The organism is Flavobacterium sp. Flavsp81 (assembly GCF_059491325.1).
Map to the genome: position 1 here is coordinate 3,140,078 of NZ_CP168505.1, position 26,676 is coordinate 3,166,753.

General features: G+C 32.6%; 22 protein-coding genes. 17 read left to right on the forward strand and 5 right to left on the reverse strand.

The annotated features are described in order from the left end of the window. Window positions 1–410: 410 nt before the first annotated feature. A complete protein-coding gene (gene trxA, locus ACEN92_RS13145) occupies window positions 411–728 on the reverse strand; it encodes a thioredoxin (protein ID WP_007805142.1) in 318 nt (105 codons plus the stop codon). Window positions 729–960: 232 nt separating this feature from the next. Between trxA and ACEN92_RS13150 the strand changes: the two genes are divergently transcribed. The 9 genes from ACEN92_RS13150 to ACEN92_RS13190 all read left to right on the forward strand — a co-directional run bounded on the left by ACEN92_RS13150 (window position 961) and on the right by ACEN92_RS13190 (window position 11,837). After that, the gene (locus tag ACEN92_RS13150) at window positions 961–3,417 is read left to right on the forward strand and encodes an AsmA family protein (protein ID WP_495638814.1); all 2,457 of its coding nucleotides are present in this window, start codon (window positions 961–963) and stop codon (window positions 3,415–3,417) included. A gap of 298 nt (window positions 3,418–3,715) precedes the next feature. Then, window positions 3,716–3,931 (forward strand): helix-turn-helix domain-containing protein, encoded by a 216-nt coding sequence (locus ACEN92_RS13155; protein ID WP_495638815.1) that lies wholly within the window; start codon window positions 3,716–3,718, stop codon window positions 3,929–3,931. Then, window positions 3,921–5,633, forward strand: coding sequence for a DNA cytosine methyltransferase (locus tag ACEN92_RS13160; protein ID WP_495638816.1), 1,713 nt, complete (start codon window positions 3,921–3,923; stop codon window positions 5,631–5,633). The genes ACEN92_RS13155 and ACEN92_RS13160 overlap by 11 nt, the downstream gene beginning before the upstream one ends. Beyond that, window positions 5,630–7,000, forward strand: a complete 1,371-nt coding sequence (locus ACEN92_RS13165) for a ParB N-terminal domain-containing protein (RefSeq protein ID WP_495638817.1) — start codon at window positions 5,630–5,632, stop codon at window positions 6,998–7,000. Before ACEN92_RS13160 ends, ACEN92_RS13165 begins: the two co-directional genes overlap by 4 nt. Further along, complete coding sequence (locus tag ACEN92_RS13170) at window positions 7,000–8,955, forward strand: SNF2-related protein (protein WP_495638818.1); 1,956 nt, start codon at window positions 7,000–7,002, stop codon at window positions 8,953–8,955. The genes ACEN92_RS13165 and ACEN92_RS13170 overlap by 1 nt, the downstream gene beginning before the upstream one ends. Next, the gene (locus ACEN92_RS13175) at window positions 8,936–9,889 is read left to right on the forward strand and encodes a protein NO VEIN domain-containing protein (protein WP_495638819.1); all 954 of its coding nucleotides are present in this window, start codon (window positions 8,936–8,938) and stop codon (window positions 9,887–9,889) included. The genes ACEN92_RS13170 and ACEN92_RS13175 overlap by 20 nt, the downstream gene beginning before the upstream one ends. Further along, a complete protein-coding gene (locus ACEN92_RS13180) occupies window positions 9,886–10,794 on the forward strand; it encodes a hypothetical protein (RefSeq protein ID WP_495638820.1) in 909 nt (302 codons plus the stop codon). Before ACEN92_RS13175 ends, ACEN92_RS13180 begins: the two co-directional genes overlap by 4 nt. A 170-nt stretch (window positions 10,795–10,964) precedes the next feature. Further along, window positions 10,965–11,411 (forward strand): very short patch repair endonuclease, encoded by a 447-nt coding sequence (locus ACEN92_RS13185; protein WP_495638821.1) that lies wholly within the window; start codon window positions 10,965–10,967, stop codon window positions 11,409–11,411. 111 nt (window positions 11,412–11,522) lie between these two features. Continuing rightward, on the forward strand, window positions 11,523–11,837 hold the full coding sequence (locus tag ACEN92_RS13190) for an HPF/RaiA family ribosome-associated protein (protein WP_495638822.1): 315 nt from the start codon (window positions 11,523–11,525) through the stop codon (window positions 11,835–11,837). A 132-nt stretch (window positions 11,838–11,969) separates the two neighbouring features. Here ACEN92_RS13190 and ACEN92_RS13195 read toward each other — a convergent pair whose 3' ends face one another. After that, window positions 11,970–12,644, reverse strand: a complete 675-nt coding sequence (locus tag ACEN92_RS13195; RefSeq protein WP_495638823.1) for a hypothetical protein — start codon at window positions 12,642–12,644, stop codon at window positions 11,970–11,972. 236 nt (window positions 12,645–12,880) lie between these two features. Here ACEN92_RS13195 and ACEN92_RS13200 point away from each other — a divergent pair, with 236 nt between their 5' ends. The 5 genes from ACEN92_RS13200 (at window position 12,881) to ACEN92_RS13220 (ending at window position 17,073) form a co-directional block, all read left to right on the forward strand. Further along, window positions 12,881–13,378 carry a nuclear transport factor 2 family protein gene (locus ACEN92_RS13200; protein ID WP_495638824.1) on the forward strand — a complete coding sequence of 166 codons (498 nt, stop codon included), beginning with the start codon at window positions 12,881–12,883 and terminating at the stop codon, window positions 13,376–13,378. Between the two features lie 256 nt (window positions 13,379–13,634). Next, window positions 13,635–15,020: an ammonium transporter gene (locus tag ACEN92_RS13205; RefSeq protein ID WP_495638825.1), complete on the forward strand. Its 1,386-nt coding sequence runs from the start codon at window positions 13,635–13,637 to the stop codon at window positions 15,018–15,020. Window positions 15,021–15,213: 193 nt separating this feature from the next. After that, a complete protein-coding gene (trmB, locus tag ACEN92_RS13210) occupies window positions 15,214–15,891 on the forward strand; it encodes a tRNA (guanosine(46)-N7)-methyltransferase TrmB (RefSeq protein WP_495642345.1) in 678 nt (225 codons plus the stop codon). Between the two features lie 42 nt (window positions 15,892–15,933). Then, on the forward strand, window positions 15,934–16,569 hold the full coding sequence (locus tag ACEN92_RS13215; RefSeq protein WP_495638826.1) for a LysE family transporter: 636 nt from the start codon (window positions 15,934–15,936) through the stop codon (window positions 16,567–16,569). Window positions 16,570–16,743: 174 nt separating this feature from the next. Beyond that, window positions 16,744–17,073 (forward strand): MGMT family protein, encoded by a 330-nt coding sequence (locus tag ACEN92_RS13220; RefSeq protein WP_495638827.1) that lies wholly within the window; start codon window positions 16,744–16,746, stop codon window positions 17,071–17,073. A 12-nt stretch (window positions 17,074–17,085) separates the two neighbouring features. Here the strand turns inward: ACEN92_RS13220 and ACEN92_RS13225 are convergent, their stop codons facing one another. From ACEN92_RS13225 to ACEN92_RS13235, 3 genes are all read right to left on the reverse strand, one after another. Beyond that, window positions 17,086–18,696, reverse strand: coding sequence for a L,D-transpeptidase family protein (locus tag ACEN92_RS13225; protein ID WP_495638828.1), 1,611 nt, complete (start codon window positions 18,694–18,696; stop codon window positions 17,086–17,088). A gap of 262 nt (window positions 18,697–18,958) precedes the next feature. Next, window positions 18,959–20,284 carry a sensor histidine kinase gene (locus tag ACEN92_RS13230; RefSeq protein WP_495638829.1) on the reverse strand — a complete coding sequence of 442 codons (1,326 nt, stop codon included), beginning with the start codon at window positions 20,282–20,284 and terminating at the stop codon, window positions 18,959–18,961. A gap of 169 nt (window positions 20,285–20,453) precedes the next feature. After that, a complete protein-coding gene (locus ACEN92_RS13235; RefSeq protein WP_495638830.1) occupies window positions 20,454–21,800 on the reverse strand; it encodes a sigma-54-dependent transcriptional regulator in 1,347 nt (448 codons plus the stop codon). 156 nt (window positions 21,801–21,956) lie between these two features. On the opposite strand from ACEN92_RS13235, the gene ACEN92_RS13240 reads away from it, so the two are divergent. The 3 genes from ACEN92_RS13240 to ACEN92_RS13250 all read left to right on the forward strand — a co-directional run bounded on the left by ACEN92_RS13240 (window position 21,957) and on the right by ACEN92_RS13250 (window position 26,550). Next, window positions 21,957–23,201, forward strand: a complete 1,245-nt coding sequence (locus ACEN92_RS13240; protein ID WP_495638831.1) for an efflux RND transporter periplasmic adaptor subunit — start codon at window positions 21,957–21,959, stop codon at window positions 23,199–23,201. 107 nt (window positions 23,202–23,308) lie between these two features. Next, entirely contained in the window at window positions 23,309–24,016 is a 708-nt protein-coding gene (locus ACEN92_RS13245) for an ABC transporter ATP-binding protein (RefSeq protein ID WP_495638832.1), read from the forward strand. A gap of 98 nt (window positions 24,017–24,114) precedes the next feature. Then, entirely contained in the window at window positions 24,115–26,550 is a 2,436-nt protein-coding gene (locus tag ACEN92_RS13250; RefSeq protein WP_495638833.1) for an ABC transporter permease, read from the forward strand. Window positions 26,551–26,676: the final 126 nt, after the last annotated feature.

Genomic DNA, 26,676 nt, shown 5'->3' on the forward strand with positions numbered 1-26,676 from the left:
TCTCAAAGATTAAAAATGTTTGCACAACCCAAACGATAGCGAACTGGCAAAGCAAAGCTGCATATTAAAAATTTCACGCAGATTTTAAAAAGATTTAAGCAGATGCACGCAGATTTATTCACAACTAATATCTAAATTAATCTGCTTTAATCTGCCAAAATCTGCGTGAAACAAAATCATTTTAACTCGTTGGATGTAATTCAAAATAGGTGTCAGGCTGAGCGGAGTCGAAGCCTTTTTACCTAACAAGCCTTCGACTCCGCTCAGGGTGACATTGATTAACCAATGGGTTTATTTTAATCCTTTCAATTCAATTAGCGAAAATTTGTGAAATTCGTGGCAAAAACTTTTATAAATAAAAAAGGCCTGACTTTCGCCAAACCTTCTTTATATGAATCATAATCTTACGATTACAACAAAGCATCCAAACTATCTGCGTAGGTTTGCTTTGGAGCAACTCCAACTTGTTTTCCTACTACTTCACCGTTATGAAAAACCAAAACGGTAGGTATGTTACGCACACCATATTTGGCAGCAAATTCCTGGTTTGCATCTACATCAACTTTTCCAACAACTACTTTACCTTCGTATTCGCTGCTTAGTTCGTCAATGATTGGACCAACCATTCTACAAGGACCACACCATGCTGCCCAAAAATCTACCATTACCGGTTTATCTGATTTCAAAACTACTTCATCAAAAGTAGCATCTGTTATTGCTAATGCCATAATAATTTATTTTAAGTTTATCCCTTCGACTTTCCTCAGGGAGACAATTTTTTAATAAGTTTTAAACCTGAGTACAAATTTAGAAATTTTAAATCAATCAAACGTCATTCCCAAATTAGTTTTGATTATAAATGTATCGTCAATAATTATATTAACAGTAAACCTATTATTAATACGCCTGTGTTTCGGCAATAACTGGATTTTTATCTTATCTTTAAGAAAAATCGTTCTGATGAGAGTAACTTTACATAAAATAAAAAACTTTTTGCAATCTGTCCGGTTTAAAAAATACGCCAGAAACTTTGGCTTTTTTATTTTAGGATGTATTACACTCCTTCTTATTACCTGCGGTGCTTTGTCTTTTTATTTCAATCAGAACAAAACCGAAATCATAGCCAAACTCAACACTAAAATCAATGAAAACATCAACGGGAAATTTCATGTTGGCGATTTTCAATATAAGTTTTTAATAGGATTTCCGAATTTTACGATCGCCCTGAAAGATGTTGAACTCCGGGACAATAAATGGAAAACCCATAAACACACTTTACTGAAAGCCAAAGAAATCGAAGCACGCCTAAATATCTGGAGCTTCCTCCAAAATGAAATCAACATTCATAAAATACTGATTAACGACGCCAATATTTACATTTACAAAGCCGAAGACGGTTATTCGAACGCCAATATTTTTAAACCTAAAAAGAAAAATTCTCCCGAAAACGAATCCGAAACTACCATTGACCAAATCGATCTCAACAAAGTTCATTTTACTTTAGACAACCGAATCGGACATAAATTGTTTGATTTTGATATCGAAAGTTTAAAATCGAAAGTAGATTATGATGGAGATGACTGGCAGACCGATGTATTTTTGAATACCCAAATCAGCGGTTTGGCTTTTAATACTGTTCTCGGCAGTTTTGCCAAACAAAAAGGACTCAGAGGATTTTTTGCGGTTTCCTATTCGGCCGAAAAGGAAAAAATTGAGGTAGTCACTAAAAACCTGAAAATCGGAACAGACGCTTTTGACATCAATGCGTTTTTTAATCTGGCCAAAGGCAATGCACTTTTCGGAATCAATATCGAAACGTCCATTTTATGGCAAAATGCTTCCAATTTATTATCGGCAAACATCAGTTCCAGGCTTAATAGATTTGATTTAAAAAAAGAAATCGATGTTAATTGCAACATAAAAGGTGATTTTAATGACAAAGGTGATCCGAAGATTGTCGTGCAGGCCGAAATTAAAAACAACGAACTGAGTATTCCTGACGGATTAATTACCGACTGTACTTTTAAAGGCATTTTTACCAATAATTTCAAACCAAAAAATGGTTTCAACGACGCCAATTCAGCCATTATCCTGACTCGTTTTACGGGAAACTACCGGGATATTCCACTTAAAATTCCGCAGGTTGTGATCAGTGATATAAGAAAACCTATTGCAACGGGTATCGTGAATTCTGATTTTGATATAACAAAACTAAACGAAATAAGCAGCGAAAAATGGATTCAGTTTTCAGAAGGCCATGCCACAGCCAACTTAAAATTTCGGTTTGACATTATCAATTTATACATCAACAAGCCTCGTTTTACAGGCGACGTAAATGTCAGTAACACCTCGTTTCATTACATTCCGAATGATGTTCACGCTACAAAAACCAATGTGCAGCTTGAATTTACCGAAAAAGCGTTAATCGTTAGAAAAATTGCCTACACGCACAAAAAAAGCACCATGTTTATAGAAGGCAAAATCGACAATTTCCTGAATTTGTATTATGATGCGCCCGAAAAAATGATTGTAAACTGGGATGTCTATTGCCCCAATATTGATGTCAAACAACTACTGGCCGTTCTGGCGGTTTCTCATAAAAGAAAAACAGCAAACCAACTGAAGAAAAAAAACACGATTTCGAATCAATTGCGAACTGCGATCGAAAAATGTTCCGTCATAATCGACATCAAAGCCGATAAAATCACCTACAATAAACTAACCGCAACCAACACCAAAGCCACTATCCAAATGATCGATTCCAGACTATTGGTCAAAAATGGTTCCGTGCAGACTTCCGGAGGCAGCGTTACTTTTAATGGCGCTATGACACCTCAGGACAAAAATTATATTTTTAGTGGCAACGCACAAGTTCACCGCGTTGATATTGCAGGTTTTTTGCGCTCGTTCAACAATTTCGGAATCCTGTCCTTTAATCCCAATGACATCCGTGGCAAACTCAGCAGCAAGGCCAATGTCTCCGCTTTAATCAACAGCAAAGGTGAAATGATTACCAATTCCATGCGCGGAAATCTGAGTTTTAATGTCGTTCAGGGTGCTTTACTTAATTTTGAACCTATCGTAAAAGTCGGCAAATTTGCTTTTCCGTTTCGCGATGTCAAAAACATTACTTTCAGCGATTTATCCGGCAACCTCAATTTACGAGGAGAATTAATAGACATCAATACGCTAACCGTCAGTTCGAGTGTCCTGAATCTGGATGCCAAAGGAATCTATTCGTTTGGCGCAGGCACCAATTTAGCCCTCACCATCCCACTCCGAAACTCCAAAAACGATGTCAACCTTCCCAGCGATGCCGAGCGCGATGCCGTTCGCTCCCGCGGAATCATACTGAATTTAGTAGCCGTTGATGATGCCGGAAAAATAAAAATCAAGTGGGGGAAGAAGGATAAATAAACTGTCATTCTGAGCGAAGTCGAAGAGTCAGGAGCTATTTACTTCGTCAGTTCGCTATCTCTCGTGTCCTGCTCTCCGCTATATCTTTTATGATCTCGTTAGAAAAAAACGAGACCATAAAAGGATGTCGCTTCTATCTGGGCTATGGGTTTTGGATTCATCAGGAAATTTTTTAGAAATATTTTAAACGCCAGTCAGAAATGATTGGCGTTTTTTGTAAGGAAAAGACATCAAAATAAATTACAAATGAGGACAGTAGTCATCCGGACAATCGTCACTACATCCTTACATTTATCCGGTGATAGATTTGAAAGAAAACTTCGGCTTTAAAATTAAAGCACTACGAGAAAAAAAACAATACTCTATTGAGTATTTGGCCAATATTGCCAACATAGACAGAACCTATATTTCTGATATCGAAAAAGGAAAAAGAAATGTTTCCCTACTAATTATTGAAAAGCTTGCAAAAGCTCTGGAAGTAAACATTCAAGAATTATTTAATTATGAAGAATAAATTAACCGTAGTCGACTTTTTCTGTGGCGCGGGAGGGTTTTCCGAAGGCTTTAGGCAACAAGGTTTTGATATAAAACACGGATATGATCACTGGAAGCCTGCAGTGGATACTTATAATCATAATTTTAATTTAAATTGTGAAGTCAAAAACATATTAGATTTTAAAAATTCAATTGAAGAAATTGAGGCTGTTCCTGACACGGATATTATTGTTGGAAGCCCCCCATGTGTAAGTTTTTCAAGTTCCAATAAATCTGGGAATGCTGATAAATCTCTTGGGGTTTCATTAACTGAAACTTTTTTAAGAATTGTTGCTGTAAAAAAACATAAGCCAAATTCAATATTGAAGGCTTGGTTTATGGAGAATGTCGTAAACTCAAAAAGATATTTACAAACATCGTATACTTTCAAAGATCTTGGCCTTGAAGATTGGGCAAAGAAACATAGAATTGGTCCTCTAAATATTGCAATCGATTTATACGACAATACATCTATTATAAATTCTGCAGATTATGGCTCAATTCAATCGAGAAAAAGGGTTATTTCTGGTGAAATTATAAAAAAGAAAAAATTAATTATTCCTTCACCAACTCATCAAAAAAAGGAGACTGAACTGAACTTACCTCTTTATAAATCAATAGGATTGATTAGAAAAAATTTTCCCTCACCATTTGAGAAAAAGAGTAACAAATTAATTAAGGATATACTTTATTCTATTGAACTTGAACAAGACAAAATAACAGATCATTTTTATGACACTGGTGTCTATGAAGCAGAGTGGAGATTTTCAAGACATTGGAAAACTAATCATCCATTTATGGGGAAAATGTCATTTCCAGAAAATGAAAACAACCCAAGTAGAACCATTACCGCTACAAAAATAGCAAATTCTAGAGAATCAATAATTTATAAATCTGAAGTCAACAGAAAAGGCGATGGAGAATATAGACTACCTACAGTACGAGAAGCTGCAATAATTATGGGTTTCCCTATAACATATCAATTTATTGGTTCCGAAGGCGCGAAATGGCGATTGGTAGGAAATGCAGTTTGTGCTTCTGTGAGCAGAGCATTTGCTACAACCGTTTTAAGCTCATTAGGGATTAAACAAGAAAAAGAACTAATCGTCAATTGTATTCCCAATTTAAAAGGAGTCCTAAACTTAAATAATTATAGTCAAAAAGTATTTGACAATCCTCCTATAAAAAACAAAAATGCGAGATGTAGATGGCAGCCTCTTAAAGAAGGAAATTTGACAGTTACACTTTCAAATTACAATATTGAAAAAAACAATAAAACAGACGGCAAGTGGAGAACATCTATTCAATACGGGACAGGAAAAGGATTTCCAATACAACATATTGAAGATGATTATTTTAAAAAAATTGAATCTATCATTTTAAAATTCAAAGGAGGAAATAATTTTTTAAAAATAATTAATAATGGATTTTCTGAAAAAATAGGTGATGCCAAAAAACTCCAAACAATGTTTGAATACCAAAAATCTAACGGCAATTTTTTAGAACCAACTCGACTTGTTGATGAAGTAAGAAATATTATTGAAAAAATTACAATTGATGAACCTGAATTCATTCAAAACGAGACTGTCATATTCCTAAAAAAAACTGTACCTACTAAACAACTTTTTGCTCTATATGCAATAAATAAAATATCTACAACTGCTAATATTAAAGAAATATGAATGCATCAAACATTGAGGTAGAAATAAAAAAGATAAAAGAGTCTGAAAAATATGATGGCACTTATCCTATATATTATAAAGGGGAAACTAGAAATGAAAAAGTTTACGAGATTCCAACCAGCTTATTGAGATTTAATTATTTAAATGGTAGAATTGGGACCGAAGTTATTGAATTCACACAGGTAAACGGTACCGATTTATCAGAGTTAAGTGTTGATGAAGTAAATGAAAAAATTCATAAATGGATATGGGAAAAAACAGAATCAGATAATAAAAAGACTCTAAAGGATATAAGAGATAAAAAGCAAATAATTCCAGGCGTTATAACACGAGATGGTATAATTGTAGATGGGAATAGACGTTTCATGATTGCACGAGAATTAAACAAAGAAGGCTTGAATCGTCAATTTCGTGCTATTATTTTAGATGATACTTACAGCGATGGAGGTGAGAAAGAATATCAAATTAAGCGTCTTGAAGCCGAAATTCAAATGGGACAAGACGAAAAGGTTAGTTATGGCGCTATAGAACCATACATCCGAGTTATGGATTTTGTAGATAATTTTATCGAAGTCACATCAGCCCGTATGAAATATGAGGAATTATGCACAATAATGAAAATCCAAAATGTTAGCAAGGTAAAAACAATGTATAGAATTGGAAAACTAATGCTGGAATATCTTGATTACATTGGTTTTAATAAAATGTGGAGTAGACTAGAAAATACTGAGGATTTATTTATTAAATTGGAAAATATACATAAGTTATATTCTGATGGAAAAGGGGTCGTAGGATGGGATATTGATACTGATGACATAGACAACTATAAGACTTGTGGTTTTGATTTAATAAGATGGAACTACAATGCTGAGGCAAAGCAAAAAGGCAATTGGGATTCAAAAAAAATTAGAGAGCGGTATTTCAAAAACAGCAAGGATAGAGCAATTTTTAGCAACCCTAAAATATGGTCTGATTTTATTGAAAATCTTGAGTCGATAGAAGACATTGAAGTTCCCGATTTAGAAGAAGTTGTCAAAAAAGATGGGCTTTCTCATGCAGATGCTGCAAAAAAAATAGACAAAATATGGGCAGAAAAAGCCTCAAGTGCTTTTAAAAGTGCCTTAGGTATTGCAGATTCAAAGTTAAGAGATAAAGAAAACGATGATAAACCTGAACAATTTTTAAGAGATGCCTTAGATAAACTTATAAACCTTATTGATGAAGATTTATTTGAATCCACAGGCAAAGTTGAATTAAATCAAAAACTGCTTCTAATTTTACAAGATGAGAATCGGATTGAAACAAATTACAGGTATATTGATAGAATAAGAAAAATTGCTGAAACTCTAAAAAGAGATATAAAATAATGTCTTCCATTAATGTTTTCTATTTTGATAATAGAGTTGAATTTACTGGAAATTTAGAACCTTTAAACAGACCAAAAGTTAGGCATTGGTTACGTCAAAATTTTGAATCAGATTATACAAATCATAATAAGATTATCCTAATCAATGAACAATTTAAAGACAAACAATATCTTTTTAATTTTAAAAATTCAATTCAAAAAAAATTAAAATTAATCGATTTCAACTTTGACTCTGAATTTAATAACGTAATTGCTCAAGAAATAAAAAATCAAGAAAATTTCTTGGAATTTTCAAATAAAGCCAGAACCATATGGAAAAACACCTATGACGCAAAGGAATTTAAAAAATTTTGTGATGTTATTGATACAAAGTTATCAAAAAGACGTTTATACAAATTACAGGTTCTTAGCGGCTATCATATGTCTTACTCTCAAAATTCTTGTAATTTTTCAGTTCCTGGTGCTGGAAAAACATCTATCGTGTATTCCGCTTATGCCTATTTAAATAGTCTAGATAAAACAGATGATAAATATGTAAATAAACTTTTAATTATTGGCCCACCTTCTTCATTTGGCCCTTGGGAACAAGAATATTATGAGTGTTTTGGAAGATGGCCTAAATCTTTCAGAATTAATGGAGAAGTTTCTGTAAGTATAAAAAAAGAGATTTTAAAAGGAATTACTCCTAACGAATACGAACTATATTTGATTACTTATCAATCTGTTCCAACTTTAATAGATGAGCTAATGATATTTTTAAAATCCGAATCAAATAATGTTATGCTAGTTTGCGATGAAGCCCATAAATTCAAAGGTTTAGCTGGTATTTGGGCTGGTAATATTCTTAATTTAGCAAATTGGGCCAAATCAAGAATAATTTTAACCGGGACACCAGTCCCGAATGGATATGAAGATCTTTATAATATTTTCAAATTCATTTACCCTGAAAGAAATGTTTCCGGATTCAGGCCAGATTTCTTAAGGAGTCTGACTCAAAATCCTATACAGTCAGATATTAACCAGTTAATTGAAAACATCAAACCTTTTTTTGTACGAATAAAAAAATCAGATTTAAATTTACCTCCTTTTGTCGATCATCCAATTACATATAATCAATTATCTAGTCTCGAATCTGAAGTTTATGATAGATTAGAAGCTACTATTTCTACTAATGATATTGAAATTAATCGGCAAAGTATTCACTTTCGAATGATACAATGTTGTAATAATTTAAATCTATTAAATAAATCATTACTAAGTTTTCAGGAAGAAAATTTTGAATTGGCCGATTCTAGAATATTATTAGAAAATCTTCTAGGTAATTCATTATGTCAAAAAGTACGGAATCTTGGATCTGAATATATTCCATCCAAGCATATATTAGTGAAGAATTTAGTTATGGAAATCGTTCGAAATAAAGGTAAAGTAATATTATGGGGCATTTTTATTGATTCAATAAAAAGACTTCATAAATATTTGGAGTCTTCTGGGCTTAAAGGGGCTTATGTCATAGGAGAAACAAGGAAGACATCAAATGATGACAATTATGAAGAAGAAGTTACAAGAGAAAACATTATTAATAAATTTAAAAATTCTGATTTAGACTATATTATCTCAAATCCTATCGTACTAGGCGAATCCATTTCTTTGCACAAAATTTGTCATAATGCCATATATTTTGAGCAATGGTATGCCGCAGCACCATATGTTCAATCAAGAGATAGAATTCACAGAGTTTGGTTAGACCAAAGCATGAATCAGGTATCATATGAAACAAATTATTTTCATATTGTTTCTAATAGAAGAGCAGATAGTGATATTCATAATCGAGTTCAATCAAAGTTTAGAAGAATGATGGATATTATAGAACAAGATATTCCGTTTTTTGAAGAAAATATTGAAAACGAAAGAGACATTTTAATTAATTCAATTATAGATGATTATAGATCTCGATAAAAAAGAAAATTTATTACTTCAATCCAATAAGGCAATATTGACAGAAGGTCTTTATTACTTTTCAAAAATTACAGATGAAAATATAAATAATGTTTTTTATAATTTAACACGTACGACTAATTTAAAAGATATAGATATTAAGTTTATTATAACTTTTCTTTTAGAGTCAAATTACATTGATATTACTGATGAAAGAATAAATATAAAATTAAAAATTCATTCGGGTAGACTTATAGAACAATTAATTTTTTTTTACTATTCAATACTTATCACTAACAAACAGCTAAATGAATCCTTATTCATTAACTCGGAATTTACAGTAGTAAATGACGATATTTCTATAAATATTTTTTCAGTACAAGTTAAAGATAGAATATTCTTTACAGTTTTACAAAATTTAGGTTTATTAGCGAAAACGGATAAGGAAGGTTTCGTAATCGTTAAAAATTATACTTTAGCAAAGAAATTTTTAGAAAGACCACTTCGAAAAATTTCACCAAATGAACTAGAAAATGAACTAGAACAAAAAAAACTTAATGGAATAATAGCAGAAAAGTTTGTTTTAAATTATGAAAAGAAAAGGTTAGGAAATGTAAAAATCGATTGGGTAGCAGAATATATAGTGAATGAAGGATATGATATAGCATCATTTAACAATAACGTTGATAAAGAACATAATAGATTCATCGAAGTAAAATCGTACGAAGGGGAAAACCCATATTTTTTTTGGTCAAAAAATGAATATCATGTAGCCAGCTTAAAGGAAGATGAATATTGGATTTATTTGGTTAATAGAAAAAGAATGGATGAAATAAGCTACGCTCCAATAATGATTCAAAATCCATTTGTAAATATTTTAGAAAATGATGATTGGTCTAAGGAAATTGATAAATTTAAAATTGAGTTAAAAAATATTTCAAAAAAATATTTATGATCTGGTTAGAATTAAGAATAAACCAAACTAAATATGATTCTGGTTGGAACTTTTCAGAAAGTGTTTGGGCTCCAACAAAAAAAGCTGATGGCCACAATTGGCCATTTTGGAATTTAGTTAGTCGAGTTGTCAAAGGTGATTTAGTTTTTCATATTAGAGAAATTAATGGTATCAAAAGATTTGTTGGTTATTCAACAGCATTGACTGATGGATACTTAGCAGATAGCACACCGTCTTCTAGTGAGCATCTATGGAGCTATAGTAATTCATTTTATAAGGCTGAGTTAACAGACTATCAAGATTTAAATCCACCAATTCCATTATCTGATTTTTTTATTGAAAACGATAATGAATTACGAAACTATTTCAACAAGAATAAAATTAAAGAAAAAGAAGATAAAAAAAGACTTTTTTATGTGATTCAAAACAAAAAATTACAATGCCTTAACGGTGCATATTTTTCGGAATTCGATAGTTTTTTATCTTCCAAAGTAACTCGTGTTTTATCAGAAATAAGGGCGGATTTAAAAATTAAAGTTGAAACAGATACGGTAATAAAAGAATTAGAACAAAGGATTGGTCATCAAGATTTTTCTGAAAATGTAAAGCTTAATTTTAATTATAAATGTTGTTATCCTGAATGTACTGTTGAAGGAAAAGGATTTCTTGTTAGTGGACATATAACTCGTTGGGCAGATAATAAAGATCTACGTGGGAATACTGATAATGGTCTATGTCTTTGCTTAATGCATGATAAGGCATTTGAAAAAGGCTTTTTTACCTTAGATGACAATAATAGGGTGGTTTTATTTAAACATAAATTTGAAAATAGAGGCTGGCTATTTGATTTCCTTATTAATGGAGAAAACTTAGAAATTAAGCCTAGACATAGACCCTTCGCTTGAAGCTTTAAAAAATCATTGGGTTAGAATTGGACATACAACATAAAAAGCTTTCACACTGTACTTTAAATAATTTTTTCACCAATGAAAATCATGAAACTTTGTTCAAATAACTTATAAGTTTTAAAGCAACACTAATTCTTAAATTTATTCTCATTTAAGAATTAGTTATTATGGATTGTTTCACTCCAGAACAACGTTCAAAAGTCATGAGCAAGATTCGTGGCAAAAATACCAAAGACGAAGTTCGTTTAGCAAAAGCATTATGGCATATAGGATTACGTTACCGAAAAAACAATAAAAAAGTTTTTGGATCTCCAGATTTGACTTTTAGAAATCTAAAAATTGCCATTTTTGTTGATGGCGAATTCTTTCACGGCAAAGATTGGGAAACGAGAAAAAAACCAAAAACCAATTCAGAATATTGGATAAAAAAGATTGAACGAAATATACAACGCGATATTGAAGTCAATCACTATTTAGAATCTCACAATTGGAAAGTCTTGCGTTTTTGGAGCAATGACATTAAAAAGAATCTAGGTGCTTGTGTTGCGGAAATTCTAAATACTATAAATTTTAGGACGCAGCAGTTAATGAAGATTCCTCCTTCTTGGGAATGACAAGCAGTACGCAAACAAACCTCAATTATTTTCATAATGTTTTACTAACTCATTTGTCTTTTCATTCTAATTAAGATAGCTTTGAGAATAATCATTAAAATACAAAACGATATGAAAATTCAAATCAATACCGACAAAAACATAGAAGGACACGAGAGATTAGAAACGTATTTCTCAGGAGAACTGGAAAAAGGATTAGCCCGTTTTGAGGAAAAAATAACCCGCGTAGAAGTACATTTTGGAGATGAAAATGGTGAGAAATTCAGCTTAAACGATAAAAAATGCGTAATCGAAGTCCGTACAGCAAAACTACAGCCTCTAACGGTTACAGAACACGCCGATACGCTTGAAAAAGCTTTTAGTGGCGCCTTGGCAAAAGTCAAAAAATCATTGACTACTACTTTCGAAAAAATAAAAGAACATTAAATTTCAAATTATATAAAAAAAGACCTTTCAATTGAAAGGTCTTTTTTTATATAATTTGAAAAGGCTCAAAGGGACAAAGGTTTTGAGGTTCTCTTTGCGCCTGTGTACCTTAGTTACTTTGTACCTTTCTCTCTATGATTTTGGTAATGGCGCTCCCACTGCAATATCGCAACGATGACCTGGCTGCCCGTGGATCGGGTTCATGCCTTCGGCTGTGGTTACGGTTTTAGCATTACTGCTTTCGGTACTTAATAATGCCGGAACAGCAGAATTGTTTGCCGGTGGTGACACTGTAAACGTTTTTTCAACAGTACCTCCTTGTGGAGCGTCAGCAACTGGTTTTGTAACCGGAGAATTCAAAGGCGCCCCTACGGGAATGTCGCATCTATGCCCTGGCTGCCCGTGCGAAGGGTTCATTCCTTTGCCTACTTTTACAGGTGCTGCAACTGTTGTAGTCACTACATTTTTCTGATTCGGATTTACCTGAATAGTTTGTCCGGGCTGTGCAGTTGTAGTTTGCCCTTTTGTTGGAGCCGAGTTTAAAGGCGCACCAACAGCAATATCGCAGCGATGTCCCGGTTTTCCGTGTGCAGGATTAATTCCTTCATTGGAACCCAAAACCGTATTTGGATTCGTTGCAACCGGAGTCTGCAATGCCTGAGCAGTGGTTTTAGTAGTGTCTTTTGCAAGTCCTAATCTAACCAATTCAGATGTTGCGGTATTTTCCTGAGGTTCTAATTCTTTTTTACAGGAAATAAAAAATAAGGAAGTAATTGCTATCGAAGTTATGTAGATTTTCGCATTCATGATTGGGGTATTTTTAAAGCACTCAAATATACTGGTTTTTTAAAATTAAACCATATAAGTGATCTAAGATAATTTAAGTTTTACATTCACACAAAATCGTTATTTTTTTGCACGCAGATTTGGCAGATTATACAGATTTTTTTTAATAGTGGTCTAAAATTTTATCTGCTGAATCTGCGTGAAACTTTCTATCGTTAAAAATCATTCTTTATCTTTAAACTCAAATACTATCACTTATGAAAAAATCAATTCTATTTCTTTTATTTATAAGCATTTTTGCAAACGCTCAAATTTCTCAAAAAGATCAGGTCAGTCAAACTCTTGATACCTGGCACAAAGCTGCCACTGATGCAAACTTCAATACTTATTTTGACCTGATGGCTGATGATGCCATTTTCATCGGAACTGATGCTACCGAAAACTGGACAAAACCTGATTTTAAAGTCTGGGCGAAACCTTTTTTCGACAAAGGAAAAACATGGAATTTTACCGCTTTGGAGCGTCATATCTTTTTTGACAAAACCGGAAAAATTGCCTGGTTTGATGAATTACTGAATACCCAAATGAAAATCTGCCGCGGTTCCGGAGTTCTGGTAAAAGTTGGAAAAGAATGGAAAATTCAGCATTATGTTTTATCCATGACCATTCCGAATGATGAAGTTGATGCCGCTATAAAAATAAAAGCACCCATCGAAGATCTTTTTATCGAAAAACTTCAAAAAAAAGATAAATAAATTCTGATTTTCTTATTACAACACTAGCTTTTATAACGTTTTACAAAATCGCATATCAATTTAATTATAATACATTTAGCAATAACACTGCCTTTTAAGAACTTCAAAATAAGATACTCTTAAAAAAACAGTTCATATTTTACAATATTTGCTAAAATAAAAATTCAGCCTCTATTTTAACAGGACTGAAAATCTAAATCTTTATTTTTTTTTAACTTTGACCCCAAAAAAAATAGGGTTAAATAAGTATTTGAAAATGAAAATAGAAAAACGCTGGATCATTTCCTTTATTATGATAAGTATTGTTTGTATTACCGGTGCTTTTTGGCCAACGGTTACAGAAAATAGTTATGTATTATCAGAATTTGGTACAATTGAACATATTGTTCCCGCGGATGTCGCCTGGATGCTGACTTCTTGCTGTCTTGTATTGATCATGACACCCGGTTTATCCTTTTTTTATGGTGGAATGGTAGGCAAGAAAAATGTCATTTCTACCATGCTGCAAAGTTTCATTTGTTTGGGAGTTGTAACACTTTTATGGGTGACTGTTGGTTTTAGTTTAGCTTTTGGAGATCCTGTAGGTTTTGGCTCAGGAGATCACTTTTACAGTTTCTTTGGTAACCCGACTACTTTTGCCTTTATGGATTATGTGGGCGTTTTACCTCATAAAAAATTAGCCAGTACTATTCCGTTTATGCTTTTTGCTTTATTTCAGATGAAGTTTGCCATCATCGCCCCTGCTATTATCACAGGTTCATTTGCAGAGCGTGTGCGTTTTATCTCGTATTTAATTTTCATCAGCTTATTCACTATTTTCATATATGCCCCTTTATGCCACGCCGTTTGGTATCCAACAGGTATTTTAGGCAGTTATTTTGGTGTGAAAGATTTTGCCGGAGGAACCGTGGTACACATGAGTTCCGGTTTTGCCGCTCTGGCCGGTGTGATCGTTTTAGGAAAAAGAAAAAACAGCCTGCATATCCCAACTAATATTCCGTTTGTATTATTAGGCACCGGAATGTTGTGGTTTGGATGGTTCGGATTTAATGCCGGTTCAGCTCTTGCTGCCAACGGAACAGCTGCAATGGCTTTTGCAACTACTACAACATCATCGGCAGCAGCCATGTTGACCTGGATTTTCTTTGACAGAATGAACGGCAGAAAAGTTTCTGCTTTAGGCGCCTGCATTGGTGCTGTAGTAGGTTTAGTTGCCATAACACCCGCTGCAGGTTTTGTATCGGTTCCGGAAAGTATGTTCTTCGGATTTGTTACTGCCTTGGTTTCAAATTCTGCAGTTAACTGTCGTTTCTCAAAAAGATTTGATGACACTTTAGATGTTTTTGCCTGTCACGGAGTAGGTGGAATTATGGGAATGATCCTAACCGCTATTTTTGCACATGGTGAAGATTCCAGTTTATTACACGGTGGCTGGAATGTTTTTGGTCATCATATGATGGCTTTGGTATTGGTTTCTATTTTCACTTTCTTCGGAGCTTATTTATTATTCAAAGTAACCGATTTTATTATTCCCCTGAGAGTTTCAGAAGAATCAGAACACATCGGACTGGATTTATCACAACACGATGAAACTCTTGATCCTCATATGAAAATTCTCGCTGAAGACTCACCATACAACTAAAAAAGCCTGCCACGAATTGCACTAATTCAAGAAGTAATTTCTCTTTACGGATTTTTGTGTTTTCTTTTTTACAAAATGAAAACACGAAATAAATTAGTAAAAATTAGTGCAATTCCCCGCAAAAAATTTTAAACGTAATTACGCTGTTTTCATTCGTTTATATTCCTTAATTTTGCTGAAAATTTTTGTAAAAGTGGGAAGTAAAAATAAACTAAAAAGATTCAGGGAAAACGAAACATTTCAAAACGTTTTTCAACCAACCAGAGAAGAAGTCGTGGGCAATTTATTTCCGCTTAGAGGAAAATGGAATGATGATTTCTTTAAAAATGACAATCCATTAGTTTTAGAATTAGGCTGCGGAAAAGGCGAATATTCTGTTGGATTAGCTGAAAGATATCCCAATAAAAATTTTATCGGAATAGATATTAAAGGTGCCCGTTTCTGGAGAGGTGCTAAAACTGCTGTTGAAACCGGACTGCACAATGTTGCTTTTGTCCGAACTCAAATCGAGTTAATCAATCATATTTTTGCCGAAAACGAAGTAGATGAAATCTGGATTACTTTTCCGGATCCACAAATCAAATACAAAAGAACAAAACACAGAATGACAAATTCCGAGTTTTTGAAATTGTATAAAAAAATCCTCAAAAAAGACGGTGTCGTTAATCTAAAAACCGACAGTGAATTCATGCACGGATATACTTTAGGATTGCTTCATGGTGAAGGCCACGAGGTTTTATATGCCAACCACAATGTATATAAAAATGAAGGAAGCCCTGAAGAAGTTACTGCTTTTCAAACCTTTTACGAAAAACAATATTTAGAAATTAACAAGGCAATTACGTATATTCGTTTTAAAATTAAAGACTAATTTAATTTTAAAAAAGATTTTATAAACCCATCAAATAACTGAATGGCATACCTTACTCCATTACTTTCAGGCTTTATTGCAGCTTTCATCGGAATTATCCCCCCTGGTTTAATTAACATGACAGCTGCAAAAATAAATCTGAAAGAAGGGAAAAAAAATGCTTTATGGTTTGTCGCCGGAGCCCTTTTAGTTATTTTTTTTCAGGTTTATGTAGCTGTTTTATTTGCTCAGGTAATAAATGGCAGACCAGATGTCGTTGCCTTGCTGAGAGAAGTTGGTTTTGGTATCTTTTCAGTTTTAACTATTTACTTTTTATTTATAGCAAAAGGGCCAAAAGCCAAAAAATCAAAAATTAAAAAGAAAAGCAGAAAAAGTCGTTTCTTTTTAGGGATGCTGCTTTCGGGATTAAACTTTTTTCCAATTCCGTTTTATGTGGTTGTGAGTGTCACATTAGCTTCATACCATCTTTTTGTATTTGAAAACAACATTATTTTTACTTTTGTATTAGGATCTGTTTTAGGTTCCTTTGCTGTTTTGTATAGTTATATTGCTTTCTTTGGAAGAATAGAAAAGAAAACTGATTATCTGATGCGAAACATGAATACCATTATTGGAAGTATCACAGGTTTGGTTGCTATTGTGACGCTGTTCAATATTTTAAATTATTATTTCGGGTAAAATATATGCCTCAGATTAAATAATTTTTAACTTTAACCTGTTGGTAGTATAATTCATAAAATTTTTGTTCAACACACTTCGGGTTAACTTTAATTTTCACGCAGATTTTGCAGATTTAAACAGATTAAAAAATTCATTTTAATCATTTAATCTGTGGCAAAAAAAAAGAAACTTATGGCTGAAGATAATTTTTTCGAAAAAGTTTACACTATTGCCAGACAAATTCCATACGGAAAAGTAACTTCTTATGGAGCCATTGCCAAAGCTTTAGGAACAGCACGTTCTGCCAGAATGGTGGGCTGGGCAATGAACGCTTCGCATAATATAGAAGATATTCCTGCACACAGAGTTGTAAACCGTAAAGGTCTTCTAAGTGGAAAACATCATTTTGACGGAACCAATTTAATGCAGCAGCTTTTGGAAAGCGAAGGCATTAAAGTGGTTAATAATCAAATTGTAGATTTTGAAAAACACTTTTGGCAGCCTGAAATAAATCATGAGTAACAATAACTACTATTACTCCATCACCAGATTAGAAGAATTGGATTTGTCTTTTTCATACACATCAGGAAAAAAACTAATCTCACCGGTATCTTCAACCCAGGCCGTAAAATAACCTATATAAATTGGGATTTTATTCTTCAATGTACAAATGGTTTCTTTTTCTCCATTCATGGCATCATTTATTTTTTCAGCAGGCCAGTCCGGATCATCCTTTAAAATTACATGAGCAAGTGTTTTGGCTTCTTTTACATTGATACATCCATGGCTAAAAGTACGGTTTTCAAATTGAAACAAACTTTTCGCAGGTGTATCATGCATATAAATGTCATACGGATTTGGAAACAAAAACTTAACCAGTCCCAAAGAATTTTTAGGCCCCGGTTTTTGTCTGACACGGCCACCATTCCATTCCATATTATGATCTTCCAGATAGTTTTTATCTGATGCCATATTAAGTTTTAATTCATTATCGATTATACTTTGTGGGACATTCCAATAGGGACTAAATACAATTTTATCCATCATACTGCTAAAAACCGCAGTTTCTGCCCATTTTGCCCCGACAAAAACGTCTGAAATAAGTTCATATTTATTATCCTCAACATAAAACATTTTAAATGCCGGGATATTAACCATTATATATTGATTGGCGTCAGCGAGATTAGCCGGTATTAAACGCACGCGTTCCATATTAAGCATAATGGTTTTAATACTATTGCTTACAGGTTCGTTCATTTGATTAATATGGTCCCGTGTTAAAGTATAATTTAATTTAAGGCCATACCTTTTTTTATAATTTAAAACACCTGCCATCAGCTCTTCATCATACACATTACTTTTAGAGTCCCGTTTCAAATCTCCAACTACAAACAATCGCTCCCTAATTTGTCTTATAGCCTGAGCACTGTCGAAAGGTTTTAAATCTTTATAAGTAGCACTGTCTATATCTATTTTTCTCCACAGATTATTTTTTTCAATATTCTGGTATTTTGTCAATGCTGCCTGAAGTTTGTTATATTGACCAAATAAAAGATGCTCTTTTTTATTTAACCGCTCCTGAATCTGAATAAAAGAATCTAATATTTTTCCGTACGGAATATTTTTCGCTGCTAAATAGGATTCCTCTTCGTCTGCTGTTTGAGAATCGATATCCGGATTAATAGCATTCGCATAAAACACAAACAAATTGGTTAACAATAGCTCCGTTTCAGACTGAGAGATTTTTTTGGATGCCTTTTCGTTAAAAATTTTATTAATCACATTTTGATAGGGAATCGTTTTCTCAACTCCCTGCTCTTTTAGCAGACTCACTTTTTCGTGCAATAAATATCCAAATTCATTAATCCCTTTATTATCAAACCAAATCATATTATATTCTCTTTTTTTATAGAGATCTGAAACTTCTTTTTGATAGGATTTTAAACTGGAATATTTTTTAAAAAATGTAACTATAGAAACACTATCAATAGAAATTCCGGAAATTATATTTTTCGAAGAAATATTAGAAGAAATATTATCTGCTGAATTTAAACTGGAGGTTATTTGTATTTTATTCTCAGAACTAAAAGAAGAGCATAAAAAAACCGTTGTGATATTTATAATTAAGAAATTAAGATTTCGCATGATGATTAATTTTAGAAATTAATTTTTATCTAAAAAAAACAGCAAAAACCTATATTATACCACAAATAAGTTTTTCACATATCTTTTTTAGAAATATTGAAAATCAATGATTTAAGGCATTCAAAGTTAGGAACGTTCCCTATAAATTAATTTATAGAATATTGTAAACTTATATTAAAATTCACATAAGAACGGATTGGATTTATCTACAATAAAAGTTAGTGAAAATAGTTTTAAAGAAAAATTTAGAGGGCTTAATCCCTTAAATCAGGCAGATTACAAAGTCCGTTCTATCATTTTCAGTCTGATAGCTTAAATAGCCACCATGTGCTTCTATAATATTTTTAGAAAGCGTTAACCCAATTCCGGCGCCATCCTTTCGGGTGGTAAAAAACGGCAGGAATACTTTGTCTTTAATCGCAGAATCAATTCCTTTTCCATTATCAGAAATGACAATAAAAAATCGGTTATTCTCTGTATAGCCGGATAAAAACATTTTCTTTTCGCTCTTCTCTTTTAGCGCATAAATGCTATTTGTAATCAAATTGATAATTACTTGTTCTATTTGGTTTTTATCAATCAAAATAGAACGTGAACTATTAATTTCATTTATTAATTCAATATTTTCTGCCTTTAAAATCGGGTTCATAATTCTCAGACAATCCTCAAAAAGTGCATTTATTGGTGTCATTATTTTATTTGGCGTCGGAAGCATGGCCAATTTTCGGTAATTTTCAACAAAAACCTGCAAATGATCGCTTCTGTTTATGATTGTAGAAATACTACTTTTTATGTCATCAAAATCTTCATCTTCGAGTTTTTCCTGATCAACAATTTGAAGTAAATTCTGCGAAAGCGCACGTATTGGCGTTAAGGAATTCATCAATTCATGCGAAATAATTTTCATCAGATTAATCCAGGCTTCTTTTTCTTTTTTCTCAATAACACGCTGAATACTATCCAGTAAAATGATAAAATATTCTTTGTTGTACGTTTTCGTGAGCGACGTTTGTAATATAAAAGTCTGTAAATCCTGATTTTCGATTTTAATCGAAATCGCCGACTTTAACTCCGTAAAACCAATTTCCTCAATTTCATTGCAAAGCGATGGCAAATAATTTTTAAGGTAACTCCAATGACTAACTTTTGGCACTTTAAATAAGTTTGAAAAACAATCGTTCATCAAAAAAATATTCCATTCTTCATTTTCTTTTTCTAGAATTAAAGCGGCGGTATCAATGCTGTTTAAAATCGACTGATAAATGAGTTCTTTTGAATTCTGTTCTTGTTTTTGAACTTTTAAAGTATCATACAGAAGATATAAATTTTTAAAATTATCCTTTTTATTTTCTTCCGGAAAATTGGTGGTAAAGTCATTTTGAAGCATCGAAAGCAAAGTTCGGTCGTAAAACAACAATTGGTTTTTAATGAAAAAGTATATTTCAATCAACATTACAACGCCAAAAACTCCAATCAAAAGTGCATTGTAATAAAACATTTTGTAAATCAGAATCACACAAAAGAAAAAAAGAATCATGACAAATAAGACTCTCACAAACAAGACATTATAAAACTTCCAATTTTTCATATTCTGTTTTTTATTGCCACAGATTAAAATGATTCTTTACTTGCTATAATTCTCACGCAGATTATGCAGATTTGGCGGATTAATTAAAATCATTTTTATCTGCATAATCTGCGCGAAAAAAAATATTAAAATCATTTTAATCCTTTAATCTGGCAAAACTATTTTGAATTTATATGTTTTTTAAATCGTATTTTTCAATTCTTCTATACAATGCAGCTCTTGACAAGCCCAGTTCATCAGCTGTTTTAGTAATGTTTCCGTGATGTTTGAATAAAGCTTTTTCGATAGCGGTTTTTTCCATTTCTGATAACGGATTATCATCGTTTTCCTGAATATCTTCAAAGTCAAGAATATCTAAATTGTGTACAGAAATTGTATTGTTTTCAGCTAAAATCAAAGCGCGTTCGATCTTGTTTTCCATTTCACGAATGTTTCCTTTCCACGGGTATTTTTCTAAATAAGGCGAAACATTTTCTTCAAATTGCCAATCGGTTTGATTGTATTTTTCGGCAATCTGATCTAAAATAAAATGTGCCAACGGAACAATATCATCTTTTCGCTCCCGCAATGACGGCAAATGAATTTCCATTGTATTGATGCGATAAAGTAAATCTTCACGGAAGGTTTTATTTTTAACCTCGGCTTTAATATCACTGTTTGTTGCGGCAATAATTCGGATATTTAAAGGTCTTGGTTTACTTTCGCCCAAACGTGTAACGGTTTTAGTCTGTAAAACATGTAATAATTTAGCTTGCAAATGAAGTGGAATATTGCCAATCTCATCCAGAAAAATAGTGCCATTTGAAGCCATTTCGAATCTTCCGGGAGTATCTGCTTTCGCATCTGTAAAAGCTCCTCTGGCATAACCAAAAAGTTCGCTTTCGAATAAATTATTACTTAAAGAACCTAAATCAACATGCACAAAAGGTTGTTTTTTTCGTTCTGAGTTTTGATGAATAAACGCTGCAAAAACATACTTCCCTGTTCCGTTTTCTCCCAGGATCAAAACATTGGCATCTGTTCTGGCTACTTTTTCAGCGATAGAATAGGCTTGTTTTATTTTGGCAGAAGTACCAGTGAAATATTTTTTTTCTGTTTTCTCTACTACAGTTTTTTTAGAATTCTTTCGGCTTTCGGCAACAGCCTTGTCAATTGTTTCGAGTAATTTTTCGTTATGCCAGGGTTTTAAAACATAATCAAAAGCACCGATTTTTATTCCCTCAACCGCAGTTTCAATTTTACCAAAGGCCGTCATTAAAATCACGACAGTTTGTGGTGAAAGCATTTTAATTTCTTTAAGCCAATGAATTCCTTCGCGTCCGTCTTCAAAACCTATTCGGTAATTCATGTCTAATAAAACCACATTAATTTCATTTTCACTTAAAATAGAAATGATTTTTTTTGGACTGTTGGTTGTGAAAATGGTTTCAAAGTGCTTTTTGAGAATCATTTTTGCCGAAAAAAGAATTTCTTCCTGGTCGTCAACGATCAATATTTGGGCTTGTTTTTTTCTCATAACATTTATTTTTGTCCTATTCCGAACGATCAGCTGTTCATTATCGAACAGTATTTTTTTGAATGGTTTTTAATGCTCTTTTAAAATCAATACTTTACAAATAATAAATTTTATGGCACAGTATTTACCTGTTGATTATCAGTAAATTATTGAAATATGGACAAGGTAATTCCTCGTAAAAATAGAAAATTTAGGTATCTCACAATAGCAATTAGTATTTTTTTAGTTTTGGCTGTAATTATCTTTTTTTCTTTTAATACAAAAAGAAGTTTAAATGTAAAAGCCCAAGAACTAACGGTTCAAAAAATCGAAAAAGCTTTTTTTGAAGATTTCGTTGTTTTTCAGGCCAAAGTAGAACCTTTGAATGTAATGCTTGTAAATGTTACCGAAGGAGGATCTGTAAAAGAGATTTTTGTTGAAAATGGTGCTATGGTTACCAAAGGCCAATCGCTGGCACGTTTGTATAATCCGAATACAGAACTTAATTATCTTACTCAGGAAACCGCAATTATTGAGCAGATCAATAATTTGAACACCGGAAAACTGAACATCAGAAATCAGGAATTGAATTTAAATAAGGACTTGGTTTTGATTGAGCACGATTATAATGATGCTAAAAGATTGTACGATATGAACTCGAAATTGTTTGATAAAGATGTGATTTCGAAAAATGACTGGAATACTTTTAAGGAAAGCTTACGCTTTCAGGAAGAACGAAAAAGAACGATTCAGCAAAGTATTACAAAAGAAAAACAGACAAATCAGCTGCAGATTTCACAAATCAACCGCTCCATTCAAACCATGGAAAAAAGTTTGGATATTTTGAGAAATAACAAAAAGAATTTTTTGATTACAGCTCCTGAATCCGGAAGATTGACTTCTTTTGAACCTGTTTTAGGAAAAACATTTCAGGCAGGAGAAAGCATCGGAAAAATTGACTCCAAACGAGGATATAAACTGACCGCCGAAGTGGATGAGTTTTATTTGGAAAAAGTTCGCGAAGGCTTGAAGGGCCAGGTAGAATTTAAAGAAAAAACACTTGAGGTCCTGGTTACAAAAGTAATTCCGGAAGTAAAAAGCGGGCATTTTATAGTAGAATTGGCTTTTATCTCTAAAGAAAATATCGTTTTACAAGACGGACTTAGTTTTGGTGTAAAACTGATTTTATCGGAGAAAAATAAAACACTGGTAGTTCCAAAAGGAAACTTCAATCAGGAAACAGCCGGAAAATGGATCTTTGTTGTAAAAGGAAATAAAGCAGAAAGAAGAAACATAAAATTAGGCCGTGAAAATCCATCGTATTATGAAGTTTTAGAAGGCTTGAAAGAAGGCGAATCTGTAATTACTTCATCATATTCAGATTATAAGGATGTGGAAGAATTATTGATTAGTTCACATTAGCAGTTTTCAGTCGCAATCACAGTTTACAAATCACATTTTACATAAAATAAGAGTTTCAATCATCAATCAAAAAACAGAATCAATAACAACTAACACTTTAAAAAAATATGATCACAATACAAAATTTAACCAAAGTTTTTAGAACCGAAGAAGTAGAAACAGCAGCTTTAAGCGGGATTACTTTAGAAATTAAAAAAGGTGATTTTTTAACTATCATGGGACCTTCGGGCTGTGGAAAATCGACTTTATTAAACATCATCGGCCTTTTGGACAGTGCGACTGATGGAAGTTATAAATTGTTAGATCAGGAAATGATTCACTTAAAAGAAAAAGGAAGGGCTAATGTTCGTAAAGAAAATATTGGATTCATTTTTCAGAATTTTAATTTAATCGATGAACTTTCGGTTTACGATAATATTGAACTGCCTTTGCTTTACAACAACGTGAAAACATCTGACAGAAAACAAAAAATCGAAGCTATTGCCGAGAAATTGAATATTTCTCACCGATTAAAACATTATCCACAACAGCTTTCAGGAGGACAGCAACAACGTGTTGCGGTTGCGAGAGCTTTGGTTAATGACCCTAAAATTATTCTGGCCGATGAGCCAACTGGAAATCTGGACAGCAAAAATGGTAATGAAGTAATGGAACTTTTAACGAATCTACATGCAAAAGGCGCTACGATTCTGATGGTTACACACTCTGATTATGATGCTTCTTTTTCTCAAAGAACGATTCATATGAAAGACGGTGTTATATTCTCTGAAAAATTAAATTCGCGCAATGTTGATGTTTTTATGGACGCTAAATAAATAAAAAGATGATCAAATTTATTGTAACCGCAATTATACTCCTGGTGGGATTCATTTGCAAAATAATGGCTATTATTTAATTATTAAAAACATAAACTATGATTTTTAACTGGTTTAAAATATTTATTTATCATTTAAAACAAAACAAACTGTTTTCGTTTTTAAATGTTTTAGGATTAAGCATTGGGATTGCTGGTGTGATTTTCGCCATTTTATATTGGAATAACGAAAACTTGTATGACCAATGGAATCCTGAAAAAGAAAACTCATATCAGGTTCTGAATAAAATTGGAGGAACAGGCAATACCTGGGCATCAAATTCAGTTCCTTTTGGAGAAACCTGCAAAGCCACAATTCCTGAGATTGAATCTATTTGCTTTTTTAACAATACCAAGTATGATAATGCCCCTATAAAATACCGGGACAAAAAAATAATGGCAGACAAAATCACAGGCGCCGATAATGGCTTTTTTGATGTTTTTCCGTTTCCAATCGTAAAAGGAGCAAAAACTAACATCTTAAAAGAAGATAATAGTGTTGCAATATCTGAAGAAAGTGCTAAATTACTTTTTAAGAATGAAGATCCAATTGGTCAATCAATCAATTATAATAATAAGTTTTATACCGTAAAATCAGTTTATCATTTAATTAGACCATCTTCTATAGAACCAAATTACGTGTTTGGTGATGTTAAGCGTCCGCAAGATTTAGACAGTTGGGGAAGTTTCAATTATGGTCTAATGATCAAAACCAAAAAAGGTACTGATCCTGTTGCACTTTTAAAGAAGATGCAAAATGTAAATTTTGTGAACCGAACATTAAAAGATGCAAAAGAAAGTGGTCAGACTGTAGCACAGTATGTGAAGGAAAATGGCGAAACTACTGTTATAATAGATCAATTACAGACGGCTCGTTTACATGGAACAAAATCTTCGCAAGGAATTAATTTTCCAGAAGGGAAAGGCAATTTGCAATTGCTTTATATTATGGTTGGTTTGTCTATTTTGATCTTGGTTTTATCTTTAGTAAATTATATCAATCTGGCAACAGCTTCGGCCATAAAACGTGCAAAGGAAGTTGGTGTCCGCAAAATTGTGGGCGCCACAAAAGGTCAGATTATAACTCAATTTATCTTTGAAACTGCCATAATTGTTATTCTGGCTATCATTTTTGCTTTAGCAATTGTTGAACTTTCCTTGCCTTATTACAACAACTTTTTAAAGAAAACATTAACCATGAATGGTGGTGAATTTTACCTGCAGCTCATTTTTATATTTGGATTAGTAATCGTTCTTGCAGGTATTTTCCCTTCCATTTATATCTCAAATTTTGAAACCTTAAAGGTTTTAAAAGGCAATTTCTCCAGAAGTAAAAGCGGAATCTGGATTCGAAATTCAATGCTTATTTTTCAATTTGGAATTGCAGCATTCTTCATCATTGGTGCACTAATTGTAAATTCTCAGGTAGATTATATGATGAATAAGGAACTTGGCTTTAATGGTGATCAGGTGATAAGAGTGCCTTTTAATACCTCCGAACGCAAAAAAAGAACAGATCAATACCTGACAATGAAGCAGGAAATTAAGAAAATTTCAGGGGTTCAGCAAATTTCTACTTTTGCAGGAACTTTTGGAAACAGTACCAATTCGAGTTCAGGATTTACACATAATGGTATTATGGTGCAGCCAAGAAATGTTGAAATGGATTTTGGTTTTCTTGAAATGATGAAAATCAAAATTGTTCAGGGTAGGGATTTATCTCCCGAATTTGCTTCGGATACCGTTAGTAATATGCTGATGAATGAAACCCTGATTAAAACTTTAAATCTTAAAAACCCAATAAATACAGTTATAACATCTGGTTTTGGAGGCGAAGGTGGAGAAAATTTGAAATTAAAAATCGTAGGTGTTGTAAAAGATTTTCATATTACAGGCCTTGAGGATAAAATTCCTCCAATGGTTTTTGTTAACATTAAAACATTAAAATGGAATAATTTTCAGAATGTCTATATAAAAGTTTCTCCTGATAATTTATCGGAAACCTTAGCAAAATTAAAAACCTACTGGGAGAAAAACGTAAATCCGGACTATCCTTTTGATTATGAATTTGTGAACAAAGGTTTTGCCAAAACGTATCAGGAACAAGTAAAACAGAAAGATTTATTTTTTATTTTGAACCTTGTTGTTATCATAATTGCCATTTTTGGGCTGTTTGCATTAGCTTCATTCTCGATGGAAAGACGATTAAAAGAAATTGCCATTAGAAAAACATTAGGGGCAGAAACGGATGTTTTACTAAAGGAATTATCGAAACAATACATTATTTTTTGCTTGTTAGGATTTGGAATCGGAGTTATTCCCGGTTATATTTTATTGCAAAAATGGCTGGATAATTTTGCTTTCAGAATCGGAATTTCAGCTCTTCCTTTCAGCATTGCGTTTGTTTCTTTATTAATTTTAACTTTACTAATTGTTTTAACGAAAGCTTATCAAGTCACTAAAATTGATATTTTAAAATATTTGAAATACGAATAAATTAATCAACTTTTTTTGAAACCCGGCAAAATTATTTTTTGTCGGGTTTATCTTTTAAATTTATTTCTTCAATCCTGCCATCAATAAATACAATTTAAAAAGCTAAGAATCCGAACATAATCTGTT

What these genes read in the sequence shown, in the direction of transcription:
- ACEN92_RS13150 (WP_495638814.1), top strand. Translation starts at nt 961, where the DNA reads ATGAGAGTAACTTTACATAAAATAAAAAACTTTTTGCAATCTGTCCGG.
- ACEN92_RS13180 (WP_495638820.1), top strand. Translation starts at nt 9,886, where the DNA reads ATGATCTGGTTAGAATTAAGAATAAACCAAACTAAATATGATTCTGGT.
- trxA (WP_007805142.1), bottom strand. Translation starts at nt 728, where the DNA reads ATGGCATTAGCAATAACAGATGCTACTTTTGATGAAGTAGTTTTGAAA.
- ACEN92_RS13160 (WP_495638816.1), top strand. Translation starts at nt 3,921, where the DNA reads ATGAAGAATAAATTAACCGTAGTCGACTTTTTCTGTGGCGCGGGAGGG.
- ACEN92_RS13215 (WP_495638826.1), top strand. Translation starts at nt 15,934, where the DNA reads ATGGCATACCTTACTCCATTACTTTCAGGCTTTATTGCAGCTTTCATC.
- ACEN92_RS13245 (WP_495638832.1), top strand. Translation starts at nt 23,309, where the DNA reads ATGATCACAATACAAAATTTAACCAAAGTTTTTAGAACCGAAGAAGTA.
- ACEN92_RS13220 (WP_495638827.1), top strand. Translation starts at nt 16,744, where the DNA reads ATGGCTGAAGATAATTTTTTCGAAAAAGTTTACACTATTGCCAGACAA.
- ACEN92_RS13230 (WP_495638829.1), bottom strand. Translation starts at nt 20,284, where the DNA reads ATGAAAAATTGGAAGTTTTATAATGTCTTGTTTGTGAGAGTCTTATTT.
- ACEN92_RS13195 (WP_495638823.1), bottom strand. Translation starts at nt 12,644, where the DNA reads ATGAATGCGAAAATCTACATAACTTCGATAGCAATTACTTCCTTATTT.
- ACEN92_RS13225 (WP_495638828.1), bottom strand. Translation starts at nt 18,696, where the DNA reads ATGCGAAATCTTAATTTCTTAATTATAAATATCACAACGGTTTTTTTA.
- ACEN92_RS13200 (WP_495638824.1), top strand. Translation starts at nt 12,881, where the DNA reads ATGAAAAAATCAATTCTATTTCTTTTATTTATAAGCATTTTTGCAAAC.
- ACEN92_RS13235 (WP_495638830.1), bottom strand. Translation starts at nt 21,800, where the DNA reads ATGAGAAAAAAACAAGCCCAAATATTGATCGTTGACGACCAGGAAGAA.
- ACEN92_RS13240 (WP_495638831.1), top strand. Translation starts at nt 21,957, where the DNA reads ATGGACAAGGTAATTCCTCGTAAAAATAGAAAATTTAGGTATCTCACA.
- ACEN92_RS13165 (WP_495638817.1), top strand. Translation starts at nt 5,630, where the DNA reads ATGAATGCATCAAACATTGAGGTAGAAATAAAAAAGATAAAAGAGTCT.
- ACEN92_RS13175 (WP_495638819.1), top strand. Translation starts at nt 8,936, where the DNA reads ATGATTATAGATCTCGATAAAAAAGAAAATTTATTACTTCAATCCAAT.
- ACEN92_RS13250 (WP_495638833.1), top strand. Translation starts at nt 24,115, where the DNA reads ATGATTTTTAACTGGTTTAAAATATTTATTTATCATTTAAAACAAAAC.
- ACEN92_RS13190 (WP_495638822.1), top strand. Translation starts at nt 11,523, where the DNA reads ATGAAAATTCAAATCAATACCGACAAAAACATAGAAGGACACGAGAGA.
- ACEN92_RS13205 (WP_495638825.1), top strand. Translation starts at nt 13,635, where the DNA reads ATGAAAATAGAAAAACGCTGGATCATTTCCTTTATTATGATAAGTATT.
- ACEN92_RS13170 (WP_495638818.1), top strand. Translation starts at nt 7,000, where the DNA reads ATGTCTTCCATTAATGTTTTCTATTTTGATAATAGAGTTGAATTTACT.
- ACEN92_RS13185 (WP_495638821.1), top strand. Translation starts at nt 10,965, where the DNA reads ATGGATTGTTTCACTCCAGAACAACGTTCAAAAGTCATGAGCAAGATT.